The 19839-nt window shown below is 71.2% G+C and carries 15 protein-coding genes and 1 other RNA gene; 7 read left to right on the top strand and 9 right to left on the bottom strand.

Annotated features, from left to right (window positions below):
• Nucleotides 1-76: 76 nt before the first annotated feature.
• On the bottom strand, nucleotides 77-814 hold the full coding sequence (locus QM809_RS11230) for a DUF805 domain-containing protein (RefSeq protein WP_415045874.1): 738 nt from the start codon (nucleotides 812-814) through the stop codon (nucleotides 77-79).
• Between the two features lie 126 nt (nucleotides 815-940).
• Nucleotides 941-1489 (bottom strand): RDD family protein, encoded by a 549-nt coding sequence (locus QM809_RS11225; protein ID WP_415047064.1) that lies wholly within the window; start codon nucleotides 1487-1489, stop codon nucleotides 941-943.
• A gap of 371 nt (nucleotides 1490-1860) precedes the next feature.
• On the opposite strand from QM809_RS11225, the gene glnA reads away from it, so the two are divergent.
• From glnA to QM809_RS11210, 3 genes are all read left to right on the top strand, one after another.
• Nucleotides 1861-3294, top strand: coding sequence for a type I glutamate--ammonia ligase (gene glnA, locus QM809_RS11220; RefSeq protein ID WP_415045873.1), 1434 nt, complete (start codon nucleotides 1861-1863; stop codon nucleotides 3292-3294).
• 103 nt (nucleotides 3295-3397) lie between these two features.
• Nucleotides 3398-4465, top strand: a complete 1068-nt coding sequence (locus QM809_RS11215; RefSeq protein ID WP_415045872.1) for a hypothetical protein — start codon at nucleotides 3398-3400, stop codon at nucleotides 4463-4465.
• A 3-nt stretch (nucleotides 4466-4468) separates the two neighbouring features.
• Nucleotides 4469-5395, top strand: coding sequence for an alpha/beta hydrolase (locus QM809_RS11210; RefSeq protein ID WP_415045871.1), 927 nt, complete (start codon nucleotides 4469-4471; stop codon nucleotides 5393-5395).
• A gap of 13 nt (nucleotides 5396-5408) precedes the next feature.
• Here the strand turns inward: QM809_RS11210 and QM809_RS11205 are convergent, their stop codons facing one another.
• On the bottom strand, nucleotides 5409-7268 hold the full coding sequence (locus QM809_RS11205; protein ID WP_415045870.1) for a neutral/alkaline non-lysosomal ceramidase N-terminal domain-containing protein: 1860 nt from the start codon (nucleotides 7266-7268) through the stop codon (nucleotides 5409-5411).
• A 174-nt stretch (nucleotides 7269-7442) separates the two neighbouring features.
• On the opposite strand from QM809_RS11205, the gene QM809_RS11200 reads away from it, so the two are divergent.
• The gene (locus QM809_RS11200) at nucleotides 7443-8054 is read left to right on the top strand and encodes an FKBP-type peptidyl-prolyl cis-trans isomerase (RefSeq protein ID WP_415045868.1); all 612 of its coding nucleotides are present in this window, start codon (nucleotides 7443-7445) and stop codon (nucleotides 8052-8054) included.
• Nucleotides 8055-8250: 196 nt separating this feature from the next.
• Here QM809_RS11200 and QM809_RS11195 read toward each other — a convergent pair whose 3' ends face one another.
• Both QM809_RS11195 and QM809_RS11190 read right to left on the bottom strand, forming a co-directional pair.
• Nucleotides 8251-11262 (bottom strand): bifunctional [glutamine synthetase] adenylyltransferase/[glutamine synthetase]-adenylyl-L-tyrosine phosphorylase, encoded by a 3012-nt coding sequence (locus tag QM809_RS11195; protein ID WP_415047063.1) that lies wholly within the window; start codon nucleotides 11260-11262, stop codon nucleotides 8251-8253.
• 100 nt (nucleotides 11263-11362) lie between these two features.
• Entirely contained in the window at nucleotides 11363-12700 is a 1338-nt protein-coding gene (locus tag QM809_RS11190; RefSeq protein ID WP_415045867.1) for a glutamine synthetase family protein, read from the bottom strand.
• Nucleotides 12701-12970: 270 nt separating this feature from the next.
• On the opposite strand from QM809_RS11190, the gene panB reads away from it, so the two are divergent.
• From panB to QM809_RS11175, 3 genes are read left to right on the top strand one after another with little or no spacing between them, the layout of a single operon-like run.
• A complete protein-coding gene (gene panB, locus QM809_RS11185) occupies nucleotides 12971-13846 on the top strand; it encodes a 3-methyl-2-oxobutanoate hydroxymethyltransferase (RefSeq protein ID WP_415045866.1) in 876 nt (291 codons plus the stop codon).
• Between the two features lie 59 nt (nucleotides 13847-13905).
• Nucleotides 13906-14877 carry a prolyl aminopeptidase gene (gene pip, locus QM809_RS11180; protein WP_415045865.1) on the top strand — a complete coding sequence of 324 codons (972 nt, stop codon included), beginning with the start codon at nucleotides 13906-13908 and terminating at the stop codon, nucleotides 14875-14877.
• A gap of 49 nt (nucleotides 14878-14926) precedes the next feature.
• Nucleotides 14927-16411, top strand: coding sequence for a CHAD domain-containing protein (locus QM809_RS11175; protein ID WP_415045864.1), 1485 nt, complete (start codon nucleotides 14927-14929; stop codon nucleotides 16409-16411).
• A 79-nt stretch (nucleotides 16412-16490) separates the two neighbouring features.
• On the opposite strand, the gene QM809_RS11170 is transcribed toward QM809_RS11175, so the two are convergent.
• The 4 genes from QM809_RS11170 to QM809_RS11155 form a co-directional block, all read right to left on the bottom strand.
• Nucleotides 16491-17918: an RNB domain-containing ribonuclease gene (locus tag QM809_RS11170; protein WP_415045863.1), complete on the bottom strand. Its 1428-nt coding sequence runs from the start codon at nucleotides 17916-17918 to the stop codon at nucleotides 16491-16493.
• 47 nt (nucleotides 17919-17965) lie between these two features.
• An RNA gene (gene rnpB, locus QM809_RS11165) (RNase P RNA component class A) lies at nucleotides 17966-18374 on the bottom strand.
• Between the two features lie 15 nt (nucleotides 18375-18389).
• Nucleotides 18390-19046 (bottom strand): histidine phosphatase family protein, encoded by a 657-nt coding sequence (locus tag QM809_RS11160; RefSeq protein WP_415045861.1) that lies wholly within the window; start codon nucleotides 19044-19046, stop codon nucleotides 18390-18392.
• Nucleotides 19043-19801, bottom strand: coding sequence for a zinc ribbon domain-containing protein (locus QM809_RS11155; RefSeq protein ID WP_415045859.1), 759 nt, complete (start codon nucleotides 19799-19801; stop codon nucleotides 19043-19045). Before QM809_RS11155 ends, QM809_RS11160 begins: the two co-directional genes overlap by 4 nt.
• Between the last annotated feature and the right edge of the window lie 38 nt (nucleotides 19802-19839).

The raw sequence follows: 19839 nt of genomic DNA, 5'->3' as shown, positions 1-19839 counted from the left end.
GACATACGACGAAGCGCCCCGGCCTGTTCTCCTCGGCCGGGGCGCTTCGTCTATGCGGTGGTTCAGGCGCGGACCGCTACTGTCCGTATCCTCGCGGCGGCTGCTGGCCGAAGCCTTGCGACGGAGGCTGCTGCTGACCGAAGCCCTGTGACGGAGGCTGCTGGCCGTATCCCGGCTGAGGCTGCTGCCCGTAACCCGGTCCGTGACCCGGCTGGCCGTATCCCGGCTGGGGCTGCTGCCCGAAAGCCGGCTGTCCGTAGCCCTGCGGACCGAAGCCCGGCTGGGGCTGCTGCCCGAAGGGCTGCGGCGCACCCGGTCCGCCGACGGGCGGGCCGTACTGCGCGGCGCTCGGCGAGGTGGCCATCGCACAGAGCACGAGCACCACCAGGCCACCGGCCGGGATGAAGTTCAGCAGATACATCCAGCCCGAGTAGCCGGCGTCGTGCAGCCGACGGACGGTGACCGCGATGGACGGGATGATCGTGGCCAGAGTCCACAGCACGAACAGGATCAGGACGGCGATGGCGAAGCCCGACAGTCCGGCTCCCTCGGACGTGGCCTCCACGGACGTGTAACCGTTCTCGTCGACGGTCGTCGTCGCGTTCGCCGCCAACGCGCCGATGAGGGAGGTCATCACCAGGATGCCCAGAACGATGTTGATCAGGTAGATCCCCAGCACCCACCACCAGAACTCGGCGCGGCTCGCGCGACCGTCGAAGGTCGCGTATTTGGCGAAGCCCCGTTTGATCGCGCCGACGAAGCCGATGTCGTAGTCCGGGTGATCGATCGGCGGGGTACCCGTTGATTGAGTCATGCGGCCATTGTGCACCGCGACCTCGTCGACAGCAGGACGACACCCGGGCCGAGTCAGCCCGCCGGAGCACCGATCACCGGCGGCTCACGGCGGGTGCGCGGCCGTGGACGGCGCTCGCCTCGGCGATCAGCGCGACCGCACGACGGCGGTGCCGGTGACCCGGTCGTGCATGGCGCGGCCGTTGTAGTCGTTGATGAGCGCGGGCACCACGAACGGGATCAGGACCTGACGGAACAGCGCCCGCAGGGGACCCACCGCCGCGCGCGGTTCGTCGCCGGCGGCCTCGGCCGCACCGCGCTCGGGGCCGAGGTCGGCGCGCACCACCCTCGTCCCCGCGACGAACTGCCCCGGGGTGAAGCCGAAGAGGGCGACCGCGAGGACGCCGACGACGAACCAGGTCCCGAACTGCCACCACGACATCGCCTGCACGGTCACCTCGAAGGCGCTGAACACATGGCCGGTGGCGGGATCGACATAGCGGTCGCGCGGGCCGACGACGAGGAACGCGATGCCGGCGGCGATGAGCCAGTCGACCAGGAGCGCCACCACGCGCAGCCACCCGCCGGCGATCGCCCCCGGCCCGTCCTTCGGCAGCCCCAGGTCGGCGCCGCGGTATTCGACGTCGTCGTGCGCGATGTACGGACCGGTCAGCCACGAGCCTGCGGCGTCACGCATCGTCGAACCCGACGACGGCGCCGACGACGATGCGCGCCGATCGGCGGAGGGACGATCGCCGGCGGCCGGGCGCTTGCCGGACGGGCCCGATGACGGGCGGGAACGGTCCTTGGAAGCCATGCGCCCATCCTAGTGGCGTGCGTGGATCGTCCCGAATCAGGCGAATCCCGCCGTCACAGAAGTGCGCGAGTTCACGCGATCAACACATCGGGGCGTTCGTGTAACACGGGGGAAACATTTGGTTGATCGCCGGGCAACCTCTCCTCCATACCGTCGAACACAACGATTCACACCTCACTCAAGATAAGAATCGAGTGGTGAGTCTGCGGCCAGAGAGGTTCTGGCCCACCCGAGTTAGGAGAACGGCGACCGTGTACAACACGAACGAAGAACTGCTCGAGGGCATCAAGGCGGAAGGTGTCGAGTACGTCGACATCCGGTTCTGCGATCTCCCCGGCACCATGCAGCACTTCTCGATCCCGGCTTCGGCCTTCGACGAGAGCGTCTTCGAGGACGGCCTGGCCTTCGACGGCTCGTCGGTCCGCGGCTTCCAGTCGATCGACGAGTCCGACATGATGCTGCTCCCCGACCCGTCGACCGCGCGGATCGATCCGTTCCGCAAGGCCAAGACGATGAACCTCAACTTCTTCGTCCACGACCCGTTCACCCGCGAGGCCTACAGCCGCGACCCGCGCAACGTCGCCCGCAAGGCCGAGGAGTACCTGGCCTCGACCGGTATCGCCGACACCTGCTTCTTCGGCGCCGAGGCCGAGTTCTACATCTTCGACTCGGTCTCGTACGGCTCCGAGATGAACAGCACCTTCTACGAGGTCGAGTCGGTCTCGGGTGCCTGGAACACCTCGTCCCCGACCAACCCGGACGGCTCCCCGAACCTCGGCTACAAGGTCCGCGCGAAGGGCGGCTACTTCCCGGTGGCCCCGTACGACCACTACGTCGACCTGCGCGACGAGATGTCGACCAACCTGACCAACGCCGGTTTCACCCTCGAGCGCGGCCACCACGAGGTGGGCACCGGCGGCCAGGCGGAGATCAACTACAAGTTCGACACGCTGCTGCACGCCGCCGACGACGTCCTGCTGTTCAAGTACATCATCAAGAACACCGCATGGCAGAACGGCAAGTCGGTCACCTTCATGCCGAAGCCGCTCTTCGGTGACAACGGCTCGGGCATGCACGCCCACCAGTCGCTGTGGAAGGACGGCAAGCCGCTGTTCCACGACGAGTCGGGCTACGCCGGCCTGTCGGACCTGGCCCGCTACTACATCGGCGGCATCCTGCACCACGCCCCGAGCCTGCTGGCCTTCACCAACCCGACCATCAACTCGTACAAGCGTCTGGTGCCGGGCTACGAGGCCCCGATCAACCTGGTCTACAGCCAGCGCAACCGTTCGGCGTGCGTGCGTATCCCGATCACCGGCAACAACCCGAAGGCCAAGCGCCTCGAGTTCCGTTGCCCGGACAGCTCGGGCAACCCGTACCTGGCGTTCGCGGCGATGATGATGGCCGGCCTGGACGGCATCAAGAACAAGATCGAGCCGCACGAGCCGGTCGACAAGGACCTCTACGAGCTCCCGCCGGAGGAGGCCAAGGGCATTCCGCAGGCCCCGACCTCGCTGGCCGCCGTGATCGACAAGCTGGAGGAGGACCACGAGTACCTCACCGCGGGCAACGTCTTCACCGAGGACCTGATCGACACCTGGATCGCCTACAAGCGCGAGAACGAGATCGAGCCGGTCCAGATCCGCCCGCACCCGTACGAGTTCCAGCTCTACTACGACTGCTGATCCCCGCCGGACGGTTCGTTTCGTCGAACCGATCGCCGATGCACGACGCCCCCGGTCCACGCCGGGGGCGTCGTGCATTGGCGATCCGATCCGGGAATACTCGATGTCTGTGAGCCAAAGACACCGGTCACCCGCACCGAAACCGGAGAGAACGACGTGGGGCGTCCCCGCGCGGTGGCCGGTCCGTGTCTTCCTCGCGGTGGTGTCGGTGCTGCTCATCGTCGTCGCCGCCTCGTCGGCCTGGAAGCAACGTCCCACCGACGTTCCCGCGGCGGCACCGACAACCCAGGCGCGGACGACCGATCCGTCTTCCGAGGCCCCCGGCGTCCGACTCGACGACGACCGGCTCCACGCCGCGTTCGCCCGGCTCCGGTTGAAGACGCCCACCGGAATCGCGCTGGCCCCGGTCGGCGGCGGCACGCCCGTCCTGCTCGGCGACCAGACGATCCGGGACGCCTGGTCGACGATCAAGATCCCGCTCGCCCTGGCCGCCGAACGACGCAACGGCCAGAACCGTTCCGAGACCAAGGCCATCGTCGACTCCGACAACCGTTCCGCCCGGCGCCTCACCCGCTCGCTCGGATCCCCGGGCGAGGCCGTCGACGCGGTCACCTCGGTGCTGCGCGAGGGCGGCGACGCCCGCACTCTCGTCCTGCCCGCCACGGACGACGACGAGTGGCCGCATCTCGGCGAGACCCTGTGGGCGCTCTCCGACTCGGCCCTGTGGACCGCGAAGCTGCCCTGCATGGACGGCAGCGAGCACATCCTGGCGCTCATGGCGCAGGTCGGCCGTACCCAGAACTGGGGGCTGCGCAAGGCGAGCAGCGAGGATGCCGCGGTCAAGGGCGGGTGGGGCGTGGACGAGCGCGACCGCGGCTATCTGGTCCGCCAGATCGGCATCCTCACCCTCGACGACGGCTCCCGCGTCGCGGTCTCGATGAGCGTGCACGCCCCGAAGATGAGTTACGACACCGGCGTCACCGTGATGAACACGCTCGGCCGCTGGCTCGGACGGCACCGCGCGCTCCTGCCCGGCGGTCGGTGCCCGGGGCCGCCCGCGGTGAGCTCCGCTCCGGCGTCGTCGACTCCCGCACCCCCGACTTCCACACCCCCGACTTCCACACCTCAGACTCCCGCGCCCCAGACTCCCGCATCCCCGACCACGAGGTGACCCGTGACTCCCGCACCCCTCCGGCATGACGTCCGGCTCCCCCGCGACTCGCACGAGCTGGGGGCCTGGCATTATCCGCCGACCTCCGAGGTGCTCCGCGACTCGTCCGGTCGGGCGCCCGCCGTGGTCCTCGGGCACGGTTACGGTTTCACCCGGGACAGCGGTCTCGCCCGGTACGCCGAGCGTTTCGCCGCCGCGGGCCTGCACGCGGTGGTGTTCGACTACTCCGGGTTCGGGGACAGCGGCGGCGGCCCGCGCGAGGTGGTCCGCATCGATGCGCAGCGGCGCGACTTCGCCTGCGCGCTCGCCGCGACCCGGGCGCTGCCCGACGTCGATCCGAGCCGGGTCGCCCTGTGGGGCACGTCGTACTCCGGCGGCGTCGTGATCGCCGCGGCCGCCGACGACGGCGCGGTGGCCGCGGTGGTCGCCCAGGTCCCCAATCTCGACAATCTGGCGACCGCCCGCTTCCTGGTCCGGACCACACCGCCGACGATGCTGGCGTGGCTGTCGCTCGTCGTGTCGCACGACGTCGTGCGGGGTCTGCTCCGCCGCGACCCCTACTGCGTTCGAGCCGTCGGGCGGACCGGTGAGCGCGCCGCGTACGTATCCGACGAGTCGTGGGCGCAGGTGGCCCAGCTCGCCGGGCCGTCGTGGCGCAATCGCATCGGGATGCGCGATTTCGCCGCGCTCCCGGTGTTCCGCGCGGTGTCGTTCCTCGACCGGCTGCCCTGCCGCGTCCACCTGACCGCCGCCGACCACGACGATCTGACTCCGGTGCGGCCGACCCTCGATGCGGCGGCCCGCCTGGGCGGGCGAGCCGAACTCCAACGATTCCCCACCGGCCACTTCGGGGTCTACCTGCCGCCGTTCTTCGACGACGTCGTCGCCGGCCAGACCGACTTCCTCCGCCGCGAACTGCACCCCGGCTGATCGGGGGCGGTCGTCAGGCCACGACGATCGGCGGGGTCGCCACCTCGTCGTCCCCGACGGACACGATCCGGTACGTGCCCGGATCGTCCGGGATCCAGGTGATGTCGGCGACGAAGCGGAGCCGCCGGTCCCGGCGCCAGGTGATCGTCGTGTTCGACGACGAGTCGTCCGCCACCGTCTCCCACCGCGGGTCCGCCGCCGCCCGCTCCACCCGCAGATAAGTGGGCCGCAGCACCGCGTTGGGGTGATCGGTGACGAACTCCGCGTGCACCGTCTCACCGGTCCGGGCGTTCGACGGTGCGGCCAGCAGTGCCGCGGGCACCCGGCGGGCCAGGCGCGGCGACCCCGCGGGGAGGGTCCAGCGCAGCCGGCGCGGCGCCGGCGGCGATCCCGGATCCGCCGTCGTCCCGTCCCGCATCCCCTCCGCCAGTTCGACGACGGCCTCGCGCAGCACCGCCAACTCGTGGCGTCCGAAGATCGTCGATCCGCCCTCGTAGAGCTGCTCGTCGTACTCCTCCGGCGTGGTGACGTAGTGCCCGTATCCGTTCGCGTAACCCTGCAGCACGACGTCGTCGACGTCGACGCCCAGTGTGTCGGCGACGGCCTGCCGCAGCCGCAGACCGGCGACGACGGTCACCTCGAAGGGCAGACAGATCAGGTGGAGGCTCCCCCACCGCAGGAGTTGCAGCAGGTAGGTCTCCTGCACCCAGCGAAGGGGACCGACCGGCAGGAACAGGTCTTTGGGCGCCTGCGCGGCGGCCAGTCCGGGGAACGCCCGATAGAGCAGGCGGCTGAACCGGTCGAGCACCGGATTGGTCTTGCCCTCGCCGAACAGCGGGGAGCCGGGGCCGTCGGTGAGCTTGCCCGCGGCGAAGCTCGCACCGAGGATCGCCCGACCGGCACGTCCTTCCCGGGCCCGGCGCCCGGCGACCCTCACCCAGCGGTGCCGCACGTCCAGGTGCGGCGCCAGCGGCTCCCCGGGTTCGACGGCCAGCGCCTGCGCGCGGGCCAGTTGCCGCTCCCCGATGATCCGGGTGTTGGCGCGTTCGTCGTCGGTGGGCCCGGTGCCGGGCCTCAGTGCGAGGTTCGGACTGAGATCACCCGCATTGGTCTGGGCGAACGCGATCACCGCATCGCCGCCCGCCTCCCACTCCCGTGCCGCCCACCCCTTGTTGTCGGCGCTGATCAGCCGGTTGGTGTTGGTCATGGAGGTGTTGTGGACGGCGAACCAGCTGATCGCCCCGACCGGCCCGGTCCCGCGTTCCATCCGCAGCAGCGTCATCCGCGGATCGACGGCGTCGGGGAACAGCGCCCGCGCGTCGGCGGGGTTGCGTTCGAAGGCCGCGCGGGCGCGATTGGCGCTCGCCTCGGTCAGGTCGCCCGCGGTGCGGATCACCGCGGTCGGCGCCAGGTCGGCGTCCGCGCGGGCGATCGCCTCGACGACGCCGTCGACCAGCCGGTCGAAGCCGCGCGGCCGGAACCCGCCGGTGGTGATGTTGTAGAGGACGTCGTGGCCGTGCCCGCCCGGCCCGCAGTGGGTGTGCGTCGCGGTGAGCACGACGTTGGCGGCGGTGTAGCGGTCGCCGAACCGCCGGGCCAGTCGTTCGTGGATCGCCGTGACCGTGGCCTGGAAGAACATCCCGATGTCGGCGACGACGAAGGCCACCCGAGTGCGGCCGTCGTCGAGCACGAACGCCCGCGCGTACTGCCGCGACAGGATCCCGCGGGTGCGCTGGCCCGGCATCCCGTAGCCCATCATCCCCACGCCCCACGGCTCCCCGGTGACGTCGGTGCGCGCCCGGCCCACCCGCCATCCGGACGCGGCCCCGTCTGTCGGCACGTCCCGTGTCCCGGTCTCGCGTTCGTCGTGCATCGGCGCCCCTGTCTCGATGAAGACACGATCGTATCGAAATTCCCGGACATCGTTCCGACGATCCCGGCCCCACCACGATCCCGGAACCCCGGACGGCCACCGGCCCCCGAATCCCACGACGATCCCTGAGCCTGTCGAAGGGGCCTCCCCCGTCCGCCCGGTAACGTTCGTGCCATGAAACGCAACGCCCTGCTTCTCGCTCCCGTCGCCGCCGCGGCCCTCCTGCTGGCCGGATGTTCGAGCGATGCCTCCGACTCCGAGAGCTCCGAGACCACCACCGTGACCGCGCAGCCGACCGAGCCGTTCGCCGCCCCGACGCCCGGCGCCGACGGCTGCCCCACCGCGGCACCCGCCGCCGATGCGAAGGCCCAGTGGACGGTGGAGGGCACCGCGGGCAAGGCCGAGATCCTCGGCCAGTCCGACACCGCCGCTCCCCGCGTGGTCCTGACGGCGCCGTTCACCGTCGACAAGACAGAGGTCAAGACCCTCGTCGAGGGCACCGGCGCCACGGTCACCGAGGCGAGCACCGTGAAGGTCTGCTACATGGGCGTCAACGGCCGGGACGGCACCGTCTTCGACAGCGCCTACGAGCGCGGTGCGGCCGCCGAGTTCGGCGCGGGCGAGGTGATCCCGGGCTTCCGCCAGGCCCTGGTCGGCCAGAAGGTGGGCTCCACCGTCGCCGTCGTGATCCCGTCGGATGACGGCTACCCGCAGGGCACCCCGGACGGCTCCATCGCCGCCGGCGACACCATCATGTTCGCGCTGAAGATCCTCGCCATGAGCTGACCTCCCTCGCATCCGATCGAGCGGAGTCGAGATCTCGACTCCGCTCGATCACCGAGGAACGACTCGATCAGCGGGAAAACTCGACCGCCGAGGAACGACTCGACCACCGAGGAAAGCTCGATCGCCGAGGAAAGCTCGATCGCCTGGGCACGACTCGATCACCGGGGAACGAGACCAGACCGCGGTGATCCGGCTGCTACGCCCCGAACACCTCGGTCACCACGCCCTTGGCCCGGCGGGTCACCCGCAGGTAGTGCTCCAGGAACTCGGCGGCCTCGTCCTGCGGCCAGCCGGCCGCGTACGCGATGGCCCGGAGCTCCCGGCCCGGTGCGGGCAGCTGGTCCACCGGCTTGCCGCGCACCAGCACCAGCGCGTTGCGGGCGCGGGTGGCGGTGAGCCACGCGTCCTTGAGCATGGCCACCTCCTCCGCGGTGAGCAGTTCCGCGTCGCCGATGGCGTCGAGCGTCTCGACGGTCGACGTCCGGTGCAGTTCGGGGTACCTGTGCGCGTGGCGGAGCTGCATCAGCTGGACGGTCCACTCGACGTCGGCCAGGCCGCCGCGGCCGAGTTTGGTGTGCGTCATCGGGTCGGCGCCGCGCGGCAGGCGTTCGGCGTCCACGCGGGCCTTGATCCGGCGGATCTCCTTGACCGCGTCCTTCGAGACGCCGCCCTCGGGGTAGCGGATCTCGTCGATCATGTGCAGGAAGTCCAGGCCCAGATCCGGGTCGCCGGCCACCGCGTGCGCGCGCAGCAGCGCCTGCACCTCCCACGCCTGCGCCCACTGGTGGTAGTACGCCTTGTACGACGCGAGGGTCCGCACGATCGGCCCGTTCTTGCCCTCCGGCCGCAGGCCCACGTCCACCTCCAGCGGCGGATCGGCACTGGGGGTCCCGAGCAGCGAGCGCACGTTGTCGGCGACGGTCTGCGCCCAGCGCAGGGCCGCGGTCTCGTCGGCGTCCTCGACGGGATCGCAGACGAACAGCACGTCGGCGTCCGAACCGTAGCCGAGCTCGCCGCCGCCGAGCCGCCCCATGCCGATCACGGCCATCCGGGCGGGCGCGGGGCCGTCGCCGTGCGGGACGGAGGCCATCATCTTCTCCAACGCGGCGCCCAGCACCGCGGCCCACACCGTCGAGAGGGCGCGGCACACCTCCTGCACGTCCATCAGACCGAGCAGGTCCGCCGAGGCGATCCGGGCCAGTTCGGCCCGCCGATGCGAACGGGCGACGGCGATGGCCTTGCGCGGATCGGAATGCCTGCGCACCGACGCGATCAGACCCTTCACGACGTCGTCCGAGCTCACCTCGCACAGCTTCGGTCCGGCGGCGCCGGTGGTGTAGAGCTGGATCACATCCGGCGAGCGCATCAGCAGGTCGGCGATGTACTCCGAGGTGCCGAGCACGTGCATGAGGTTCTCGGCGACCACGCCGTCGTCCCGCAGCAGTCGCAGGAACCACTCGTTGGTGGTCAGCTCGTCGCACAGCTTGCGGTAGTTGAGCAGGCCCGCGTCCGGGTCCGGGGTGTTGCTGATGTGCTGCAGCAGACCGGGCAGGATCAGCATCTGCACCTGGCCGCGGCGGCCCGGCGTGGAACCGAGGGCCTTGATGTGCGCCAGCGCGCGCTCGGGCATGGCGTAGCCCAGGGCGGCGAGCTGACGTTCGGCCGACTTGTTCTGCAGGTACAGCGAATCGGCGTCGAAGCGGGTCACCGCCTCCAGCAGCGGGCGGTAGAAGAGCTTCTCGTGCAGCTGCCGCACCCGGGAACGCTGGTGCACCAGCTCGCGGCGCAGGACGGTCGCGGCGTCGTTCCCCCGCTCCGGTCGGACGTGCGCGGCCCGCGCGAGCCAGCGCATGGCGACGTCGTCGTCGGGGTCCGGCAGCAGGTGCGTGCGCGAGAGCCGCTGCAGCTGCAGGCGGTGTTCCAGGCCGCGCAGGAACTCGTACGAGGCGTGGAAGTTGGCGCCGTCGTTCCGTCCGACGTAGCAGCCCCGGGTGAGCGCATCGATCGCTTCGAGGGTCGACCGCACGCGCAGCGACTCGTCGACGCGCCCGTGCACCATCTGCATCAGCTGGACGGCGAACTCGACGTCGCGCAGACCGCCCTGCCCGAGCTTGACGTTGCGTTCCTTGTGGTCGTCGGGCACCAGCGACTCGACGCGGCGGCGCATCGCCTGGACGTCGGTCACGAAGTCCTCCCGCTCGCACGCGGTCCACACCAGCGGCCCGGTGGCCGCGATGTAGTCGGCGCCGAGGGCCAGGTCGCCGGTCATCGCACGCGCCTTGAGCAGTGCCTGGAACTCCCAGGTCTTGGCCCAGCGCTGGTAGTACGCGAGATGGGACTCCAGGGTCCGGGTGAGCGCCCCGCGTTTGCCCTCGGGCCGCAGCGCGGCGTCCACCTCGAAGAACGCCATCGACCCAATGCGCATCAGTTCACCGGCGATGCGCGCCGACGTCGTATCGGCGGGTTCGGCGACGAAGACGACGTCGACGTCGGACACGTAGTTCAGTTCCCGGGCGCCGCACTTGCCCATCGCGATCACCGCGAGCCTGCCTTCGAGCGGCTTGTCGCCGAGGACCTGGGCGACGGCCACCGCGAGCGCGGCGGTGAGACCGGCGTCGGCGAGGTCGGCCAGGTGTCCGCCGACCTCCGGGAGGAACAGCACCGGCTCGTCCTCGACGATCGGCGCCAGATCCTGCGCGGCCAGCTGCATCACCAGGTCGCGGTAGGTCACCCGGAGCCGGGCGACGGCCTGCGGTCCGGTGATCCCGGCGCGGTAGAGCAGGTTCTCCCGGGCATCCGGTTCGGGTGTCGCCTCCACCGCGGCGAGCAGGGTGTCCCGGGCCTGCTCCGCACTCGGCAGGTGCGGTTCGAGCAGCAGCCGCCACGACCGTTCCTCGGCCACCAGGTGGTCGCCCAGCGCATCGGAGGCGCCCAGGCAGCCCAGCAGGCGGCCGCGGAAGGTCTTGTCGCTGCGCAGCAGCCGGTCGATCTCGGCCCAGCCGTTCGGTCCGCCCCGGCCCGCGCTCTGCGCGTTCTTCAGCCGGACCAGCGCCTTGAGCGCCAGGTCGGCGTCGGGGGCGCGGGAGAGCGCCCACAACCGATCGACGGCGGCCTCGTCGTTCCAGCCCAACTCGTCCAGATCCTGGCGGGCCGTGGACTCGAGCAATCCGAGTCGGCCCGGGCTCGGAACAGCCGAGCGTCCACCCATCGAAGTCACGTGCTCAGCGTAGTCGGGCCGGGCCGTTGGAGGTTCCTACAGACCGGATTCGGCCCGCCGAAACCGGCGCGGAGGCTTCCGTGACGCGGGGTTACAGCGGCAGGTAGCTCTCCAGCTCGTACGGGGTCACCCGGGCCCGGTACTCCGCCCACTCGGACCACTTGTTGCGCAGGAAGTAGTCGAAGACGTGCTCGCCGAGCGCTTCGGCGACCAGTTCGGAGCGCTCCATCACGTTGAGCGCCTCGGCGAGCGAGTTCGGCAGTTCGCGGTAGCCCATCGCACGACGCTCCCCCGGGGTGAGCGCCCAGACGTTGTCCTCGGCCTCCTCGGGCAGTTCGTAGCCCTCGGCAATGCCCTTGAGGCCGGCGGCCAGCAGCACCGCGAACGAGAGGTAGGGGTTGCACGCGGAGTCCGGGGTGCGGATCTCCACGCGGCGCGACGATGCCTTGTTCGGCGTGTACAGCGGCAGCCGGACCATCGCCGACCGGTTCGCCCGGCCCCAGGTGGCCGCGGTCGGCGCCTCTCCGCCGTGCACCAGTCGCCGGTAGCTGTTGACCCACTGGTTGGTGACGGCGCTGATCTCGTCGGCGTGCGTCAGGATGCCGGCGATGAACTGTTTGCCGGTCTCCGACAGCTGCATGTGGTCGTCGGGGTCGTGGAAGGCGTTGGCCTCCCCCTCGAACAGGCTCATGTGCGTGTGCATCGCCGACCCGGGGTGCTGGGTGAACGGCTTGGGCATGAAGGTCGCGCGCACGCCGTCGCGCATCGCCACCTCCTTGACCAGGTAGCGGAAGGTCATCACGTTGTCGGCCATGCTGAGCGCGTCGGCGTAGCGGAGGTCGATCTCCTGCTGTCCGGGGCCGCCCTCGTGGTGGCTGAACTCCACCGAGATGCCCATCGCCTCGAGCGCCTCGATGGCGTGCCGCCGGAAGTTCGGGGCCGTGTCGTGCACGGCCTGGTCGAAGTAGCCGCCGTTGTCGGCGGGGATCGGCTCGCTGCCGTCGGAGGGCATGTTCTTGAGCAGGTAGAACTCGATCTCGGGGTGCACGTAGCAGCTGAACCCCTGATCGGCGGCCTTGCTCATCTGCCTGCGCAGCACGTGGCGCGGGTCGGCCCAGGCGGGCGTGCCGTCGGGCATGGCGATGTCGCAGAACATCCGTGCCGAGTAGTGCTTGCCCTCGGACTCCCACGGCAGCACCTGGAAGGTGGAGGGGTCGGGTTTGGCGACCATGTCCGCCTCGAAGACCCGCGAGAAGCCCTCGATCGACGACCCGTCGAAGCCGATCCCCTCGGCGAAGGCCCCCTCCAGTTCCGCGGGCGCGATGGCCACGGACTTGAGATAGCCCAGAATGTCGGTGAACCACAGTCGGACGAAGCGGATGTCCCGCTCCTCGAGGGTCCGCAGCACGAATTCCTGTTGGCGATCCATGACCGAACCCTATGCCCCACCTGTTACGCGCGTGTTACACATGCCCGGAACCGTCTCCACCACGCCTCTGACCAGGAGGTACGACGTCGACGGCGCACCGCCCGAGCCCCCGGCGAGACGCCCTCGCTCCGCACCTCCGGCACAGCCGTCTGTGAGCAAGACCACCGGACGGCGACGGGGGCTACTCGCCGGTACGGTGGAAGAATCCTCGCTGTCCACACCAACCCGGGTACCCGCCGCGCGGGACTCGAGGCAGAAATGAGACCAGCCATGACCGACTCCGTCGCCCCGCACGCCCAGTCCGACGCCCCGATCTACGGGTCCGCCGGCTCGGCCGCCCCCGCCGCCCCGCGACGCAGGACCCGGCTCCAGCATCTGGCCGAGTGGAAGGCCGAGTCGCACAAGTGGGCCATGCTCACCGCCTACGACTACTCCACCGCCGCGATCTTCGACGACGCCGAGATCCCCGTGCTCCTGGTCGGCGACTCCGCCGCCAACGTCGTCTACGGCTACGACACCACCGTGCCGGTGAGCAACGACGAACTCATCCCGCTGGTCCGCGCCGTGGTCCGCGGCGCCCCCCACGCCCTGGTGGTGGCCGATCTGCCGTTCGGCAGCTACGAGGTGAGCCCCCAGCAGGCGCTCGAATCGGCCGTCCGCTTCTTCAAGGAGGGCGGCGCGCACGCGGTCAAGATCGAGGGCGGCGAGCGGATCGCCCCGCAGATCGCCGCGCTCACCGCCGCAGGCATCCCGGTGATGGCCCACGTGGGCTTCACCCCGCAGAGCGTCAACACCCTCGGCGGCTACCGCGTCCAGGGCCGCGGCGCCGGCGCCGATCAGCTGATCGCCGACGCGATCGCCGTCCAGGAGGCCGGCGCCTTCGCCGTGGTGATGGAGATGGTCCCCGCCGACCTCGCCGGCCAGATCACCCGCAAGCTCACCATCCCGACCGTGGGCATCGGCGCCGGGAACGAGACCGACGCGCAGGTGTTGGTGTGGCAGGACATGGCGGGCTACACCCACGGCAGGACCGCCAAGTTCGTCAAGCGTTACGCCCACCTCGGCGACGACCTGCGAACCGCCGCACGGACTTACGCCGACGAGGTGGCCCGCGCGCAGTTCCCGGGCGTCGAGCACTCGTACTGACTCGGGCGACTTCGCGCGGGCCCCTCCCCGGCCCGTCTCCGACGGCTAGGCTGGAGTGCATGCGCGGTCTCTACCCGGTCATCGAGCCCTACGCCTCCGGACATCTGGCCGTCGGCGACGATCACGAGATCTACTGGGAGACGTCCGGGAACCCGGACGGCAAGCCGGTGGTCTTCGTCCACGGCGGCCCCGGCGGCGGCACCTCCGGCGAACAGCGCCGCTTCTTCGATCCCGACCGCTACCGGATCGTGCTGTTCGACCAGCGCGGCTGCGGCCGGTCCCGGCCGCACATCCAGGACAGCCTCGAAGCCGGACTGGACCGGCTCCACGCCGATCTCGCGGTCAACGACACCCCGGCGCTGATCGCCGACATGGAGCGGCTCCGCGAGCACCTCGGCATCGAGACCTGGCAGGTCTTCGGCGGCTCCTGGGGGTCGACGCTGGGGCTCGCCTACGCGCAGACCCATCCCGGTCGCGTCACCGAACTGGTCCTGCGCGGCATCTTCCTGCTGCGCCGCAGCGAGATCGACTGGTATTACAACGGCGGCGCCGCCCACCTCTACCCCGACGAGTGGGAGGGCTACCTCGCGCCGATCCCGGAGGACCGGCGCGACGGCGATCTGGTCCTGGAGTACCACCGCCTGCTCACCGGCGCCGACCGCGCGCTCGCTCAGCGGGCCGCGAGCGCCTGGACCCGCTGGGAGAACCACACCAGCTATCTCGTTCCGCGGCGGAGCTCCCGCGAGGGCGACCGCTTCGATCTCGCCTTCGCGACCATCGAGAACCACTACTTCGTGCACGGCGGCTTCCTCGACGAGGGGCAGCTGCTGGCCGACGTCGGCGCCGTCGCCCACATCCCGGCCGTCGTCGTGCAGGGGCGCTACGACGTCGTCTGCCCAATGCGCAGCGCCTGGGATCTGCACCGGGCGTGGCCCGAGGCCGAACTGCACATCGTCGACGATGCCGGTCACGCGTCGTTCGAACCCGGCATCGTCGACCGTCTGGTGACCGCGACCGACCGGTTCGCCTGACTCCGACCGTCCACCCGTCCCGCCCGATCCAGGAAGAGGAGACAAGCAGTTGAGCGCACGTGAATCGATCGAGGTGGAGCTGAAGTTCGACGTCGATGCGGGCCAGCCGGCCCCCGACCTGGCCTCCCTGATCTCCGGTGGGCGGGCCGGCGAGCCGCAGCAGTACGAGCTGGTGGCGACCTATCTGGACACCCCCACGCACGACCTCGCCGCGCGCCGGATCACGCTGCGCCGACGGACCGGGGGCACCGATGCGGGCTGGCATCTCAAACGTCCCGCCGCGGGCACCGACGCCCGCCGGGAACTGGTCGTGGGCTTCGACGACTCCCCCGCCGACGGCGACGTCCCCGACGAGATCCGGCAGGCGATCACGGCCATCGTCCGGAACCGGCAGTTGATCCCGGTCGCCGAGATCGACACCGAGCGCATCGTCACCGTCCTGTACGACGACGACGGCGTCTCCCTCGCGGAGTTCTGCCAGGACCGGGTGCTCTCGCACGCCCACCAGACCCACGTCACCAAGGAGTGGGCCGAGTGGGAGTTCGAGCTCACCGGCGGCGGCGAGAAACTCCTCAAGGCGGCGAACCGGCTGCTGCGCGGTTCGGGCGCGCGCACCGCGTCGAGCATCTCCAAGCTGGCCCGCGCGATCGGATCCGAGCCCCACGTGCACGCCCCCGCCCGGCTCCCGAAGAAGGCCACCGGCCTGGACCTGGTCCTCTACTCGTTGTCGGTGCACCGGGATGCGCTGATCGGCTGGGATCCGGCGGTGCGCGTCAACGCCTGGGACGCCGTCCACCGAATGCGGGTGACGGCCCGTCGTCTCCGCTCCGTGCTCACCTCGTTCCCCACCGTGATCGATCCGGTGACGACCGAGCCGATCGTCGCCGAGCTCGGCGCCCTCGGCGAGGTGCTGGGCGAGGCCCGCGACTGCGAGGTCCAGCTGGAGATCAACGAGAACCTGCTGAGCCGGGAGGCCGACGCACCCGACGACCTGCGCGTCGCCCTGATCGACGACCAGCTCGCACGCCAGGCCCGCGCCCTGCGAAGGGTGCGCTTCGCGCTCTCCACGCCGCGGTACCTGAAGCTGCTCGACGACCTCGACGACCTGATCGCGAATCCGCGGCCGGGCCCCGACGCCGACCGTTCCGCGGCCGAGGTGGCCATGGAGGGCATGGAGTTCGCCGACGCCCGGGTCCGCAAGGCGGAGAAGAAGCTCAAGGGCCTCCAGGCGTGGTCGGACGAGTGGGTGGCCCAGGTGCACCGGATCCGCAAGCGCGCCAAGGCCGTCCGCTACACCGCCGACGCCGCCAAGCCGCTCGGGTTGAAGGAGGCCGCGAAGATCTCGGCGAAGGCCGCGGGCATCCAGACCCACCTCGGCGACTTCAACGACACCGACGTCAACCGCGCCAAGCTGCGGCAGGTCGCCGCCAAGCCGGGACTCTCCCCCGAGGCGCTGTTCGTCCTCGGCCGCCTGGATGCGAGCGAGGAGCAGCGCGGCCGCGCCGCGGTGCAGGCGTACCTCGACGCGCGGTAGCGGTTCTCATCGTTCGCCTCGACCCGTGTCGCGGTTCTCGCCGATCCTCGACGGGAACCGCGACACGGACCGGACCGGGTCAGACCGCGGTGAAGCCCACCGTGCCCGCCTCCGGATCGGCGACGGCCACCTCGGCGGTGCACTCGCTGCCGGCGTCGGGGGCGTCGTCGCACGGCGCGATGATCGCCGGGGAGGCGATGAACACCTGCGCGGGCCTGCGCTCGTTCGCCGCCCGCATCACGGTGGCCGGGAAACGCGCACCGATCTGGTCGGCCAGCACCGTCGCCTCGGCCAGGTCGACGCTGCGGCGCGCCGCCGACGATGCCGTCGAACCGGCGCCGCTCATGATCTTGCCCAGCCCGGGCAGCGCGTCGAGCACCCACGGCTCCGGCGTCGTCCCGGCGCTCAGCGCCAGGGCGATCTCGGTCGCGTACCGGTCGGCGAGACGACGCAGCGGCGCGGTGACGTGCGCGTACAGCCCGCCGACACCCGCGTGGACCAGCTCCGCGTCGGGCACGTCGTCACCGGAGAACACCGCGCGATATCCGGCGCCGCGCATCAGGGAGGCGCCCGCGCTCATCAGGGCCAGGGTCGACGGCGCCGCCGGATCCAGCCCCGCCAGGAACCGGCCGGGCGAGGCGCCCTCGGGCCAGGGGACGCCGAGCCGGTCGGCGACCGCGCGCAGCTCCCCGACCGCCTCGTCGGAGGCGGCGGGCAGCGTCCGGTAGAAGCCGATGCCGCCGGCCCGCATCAGGGTGCCCGCGCACATCCCCACCAGCAGCGACACCTGGGCGTTCCACCGGTCGGCCGGGGTACTCGGGGCCAGGCGCAGCGTCCACGCGCGTCGTCGGCCCGGGTCCTCGTTGCGGACCACCTCCTGATCCGGGAGTTCCAGCGCCACCGCGCCGCGGCCGAGCCCCCACTCCTCGCGGGCCGCGCCGAACCCGGGCAGCCCGGTGATCGACGGGTGCAGCCGGTCTGCGGCGGCGTCGGCGGCCACCTGCGCGTAGTCGAAGCGGGCGCGAGAGCGGACCGTCGCCCGTTCCACCGAGGTCTCGAGCACCTCGCCGTCACCGGCCACCCGGACCGTCCACAGCACGGCGGCCCGGTCGACCTCCGGCAGCAGCGATCCGGCGTTCTCCGAGAGCACCCGCGGGTGCAGCGGCACGTTGCCGTCCGGGAAGTAGATCGTGGCGCCGCGACGGCGGGTCTCGGCGTCGAGCGCTCCGCCGGGCGTCACCAGCGCGGCGACGTCGGCGATCGCGTAGTGGACCAGGTAGCCGTCGTCGTCGCGGCGGACCCGCAGCGCCTGATCGAGGTCGAGCGACGTCGGCGGGTCGATCGTCACCAGTTCCAGATCGCGGCGGTCGGTCCGGCGGTCGGCGTGCCGGTCGGCGGCGGCACCCGCCTCGGCGAGGGCCTCGGGGCCGAATTCCGCGGTGAGTCCGAGTTCGTCGCGCACCCGCGCGAAGTCGAGTTCGGGCGCCCGCAACCAGGGCTGGGTCATCGTCGTACCTCCTGCGTCGTGACGCACCACAGGCTACCGGCGAGGAGCGAACGAGCCGGCGTGTAAGCCGGATCCTGTCCCGGCCGAAGCCGGGGGCGACCATCCATCTGGACACACCGTCGCCGGGTGCCTCGAGCAGCCAACCCGCGAGCTCGGACGAGCCGTCCTCGAACACTCGCGCATCCGCACCGCACGCGGTGCGGACTTCGGCCTTGCTCCGGGTGGGGTTTACCGAGCCGCCGCGATCACTCGCGGCGCTGGTGCGCTCTTACCGCACCGTTTCACCCTTACCCGCCGCCGAGGCGGCGGGCGGTCTGTTCTCTGTGGCACTGTCCCGCGGGTCGCCCCGGGTTGCCGTTAGCAACCACCCTGCTCTGCGGAGTCCGGACTTTCCTCGACACCGGCCTGCGCGGAGTCCCGCGCGGTTCCGACGGCCGCGGCCGCCCGGCCGGCTCGTTCGCGTCCACCAGACTACTGCAGATGCCCGGTGTCGTTCACCAGGCGGACCACCGAGCCGCCGTCCGGGTAGTACTCGGCGATCGAGAGCGACGCCAGGTCCAGGTGCAGACGGAACAGCAGCTCCGGCCCCACCCCGAGCGCATCGCGCAGCAGCGTCTTGATCGGGGTCACGTGGCTCACGGCCAGCACCCGCGCCCCCGGATACGACGCGAGCAGGTCGGCCTTGGTCGCCGCCAGCCGCTCGGCCACCTGCGCGAAGCTCTCCCCGCCCGGCGGCGCGACCTCCGCATCGCCCAGCCACCGCCGATGCAGTTCGGGATCGCGTTCGGCGGCCTCGGCGAAGGTCAGGCCCTCCCACGCGCCGAAATCGGTCTCGATCAGACCCTCGTGCACGACGACGGGCACCCCGATCGCCTCGGCGACGGCCTGCGCGGTGGCGCGCGTGCGGGCCAGCGGCGACGACACGATCACGTCGATCGGCTCGCTCCCGGCCTGCGCGGCGCCCAGCCGGGTCGCCGCACCGGCGGCCTGCGCGCGGCCGAGGTCGGTCAGGTCGGGGTCGCCGTGACCGGAGTAGCGGCGCTCCACCGAGAGCGGCGTCTGGCCGTGCCGCAGCAGCAGCAGCCGGGTGGGTTCGGCGATCTGCCCCTGCCAGCTGGGCGCGCTCACCGCTCGGCGCCGCCCGTCGGCAGTCCCGACTGCTCGGTGCGCACCATGATCGCGCCGCACTCCTCGCAGCGCAGGACCTCGTCCTCGGCGGCCGCGGCGATCCGACTCAGGGTGCGCGGGTCCAGCTCCATCCGGCAGGCGCCGCAGCGCTTCTGGCGCAGCAGTCCGGCGCCGACGCGGCCCTGTTCGCGGAGCCTGTCGTACACGGCCAGCACGTCGGCGGGGATCTCCTCGGCGGTCGCCGCGCGGCGGCTCAGGAACTCGGTCACCTCGTTCTCGGTGGTCGCGGTGGCGTGGTCGCGCGCGGTGACCGCCTCGGTCCGCTTCTCGTTCAGCCGTGTCACCGTGGCCCGGACCCGCTCCAGTTCCATGCCCAGCGCCTCCTGGCGCTCCATGATCTCCAGCAGATCCGATTCGAGCAGGTCACGACGACGTTCCAGGCCCGCCAGCTCGTGCTGCATCTCGGCCATCGCCTTGTGTCCCAGGGCGCCGGCCTCCAGTTGCGCCCGGTCGCGGGCGGCGTGCTCGGTCATCCCGGTGAGTTCGGCGTCGACCCGCTCGTACTCGGTCTCCAGTTCGGCGACGGCGGCCTCGGCGGCGGTCACGTCCTGGGCGGCGGTCTCCAGTTCGGCGTCGACCGCCGCGACCTGTTCGGCCTCGGGGAGGTTCCGCAGGCGGTGTCGGGCGCGGGCGACCTCGGCGTCGAGGTCGGCGATGTCGAGCAGGCGGCGCTGCCCGGCGGGCGAGGCTTTCATCAGGTGTCTCTGTTCTCTCGTCGGATGTCGGGGTGCTG

Origin of the sequence: Gordonia sp. (in: high G+C Gram-positive bacteria) (genome assembly GCF_047600385.1) — a bacterium.
Taxonomy (GTDB): domain Bacteria; phylum Actinomycetota; class Actinomycetes; order Mycobacteriales; family Mycobacteriaceae; genus Gordonia.
Note: the sequence above shows the minus strand (reverse complement) of the source record. Positions and strands in the feature narration are given on the sequence as shown.

Excerpts from the sequence above, each read along its gene's own strand:
- QM809_RS11190 (WP_415045867.1), bottom strand. The coding sequence starts at position 12,700 with ATGGATCGCCAACAGGAATTCGTGCTGCGGACCCTCGAGGAGCGGGAC.
- QM809_RS11215 (WP_415045872.1), top strand. The coding sequence starts at position 3,398 with ATGTCTGTGAGCCAAAGACACCGGTCACCCGCACCGAAACCGGAGAGA.
- QM809_RS11195 (WP_415047063.1), bottom strand. The coding sequence starts at position 11,262 with ATGGGTGGACGCTCGGCTGTTCCGAGCCCGGGCCGACTCGGATTGCTC.
- pip (WP_415045865.1), top strand. The coding sequence starts at position 13,906 with ATGCGCGGTCTCTACCCGGTCATCGAGCCCTACGCCTCCGGACATCTG.
- QM809_RS11205 (WP_415045870.1), bottom strand. The coding sequence starts at position 7,268 with ATGCACGACGAACGCGAGACCGGGACACGGGACGTGCCGACAGACGGG.
- panB (WP_415045866.1), top strand. The coding sequence starts at position 12,971 with ATGACCGACTCCGTCGCCCCGCACGCCCAGTCCGACGCCCCGATCTAC.
- QM809_RS11230 (WP_415045874.1), bottom strand. The coding sequence starts at position 814 with ATGACTCAATCAACGGGTACCCCGCCGATCGATCACCCGGACTACGAC.
- QM809_RS11200 (WP_415045868.1), top strand. The coding sequence starts at position 7,443 with ATGAAACGCAACGCCCTGCTTCTCGCTCCCGTCGCCGCCGCGGCCCTC.
- QM809_RS11155 (WP_415045859.1), bottom strand. The coding sequence starts at position 19,801 with ATGAAAGCCTCGCCCGCCGGGCAGCGCCGCCTGCTCGACATCGCCGAC.
- QM809_RS11170 (WP_415045863.1), bottom strand. The coding sequence starts at position 17,918 with ATGACCCAGCCCTGGTTGCGGGCGCCCGAACTCGACTTCGCGCGGGTG.
- QM809_RS11225 (WP_415047064.1), bottom strand. The coding sequence starts at position 1,489 with ATGCGTGACGCCGCAGGCTCGTGGCTGACCGGTCCGTACATCGCGCAC.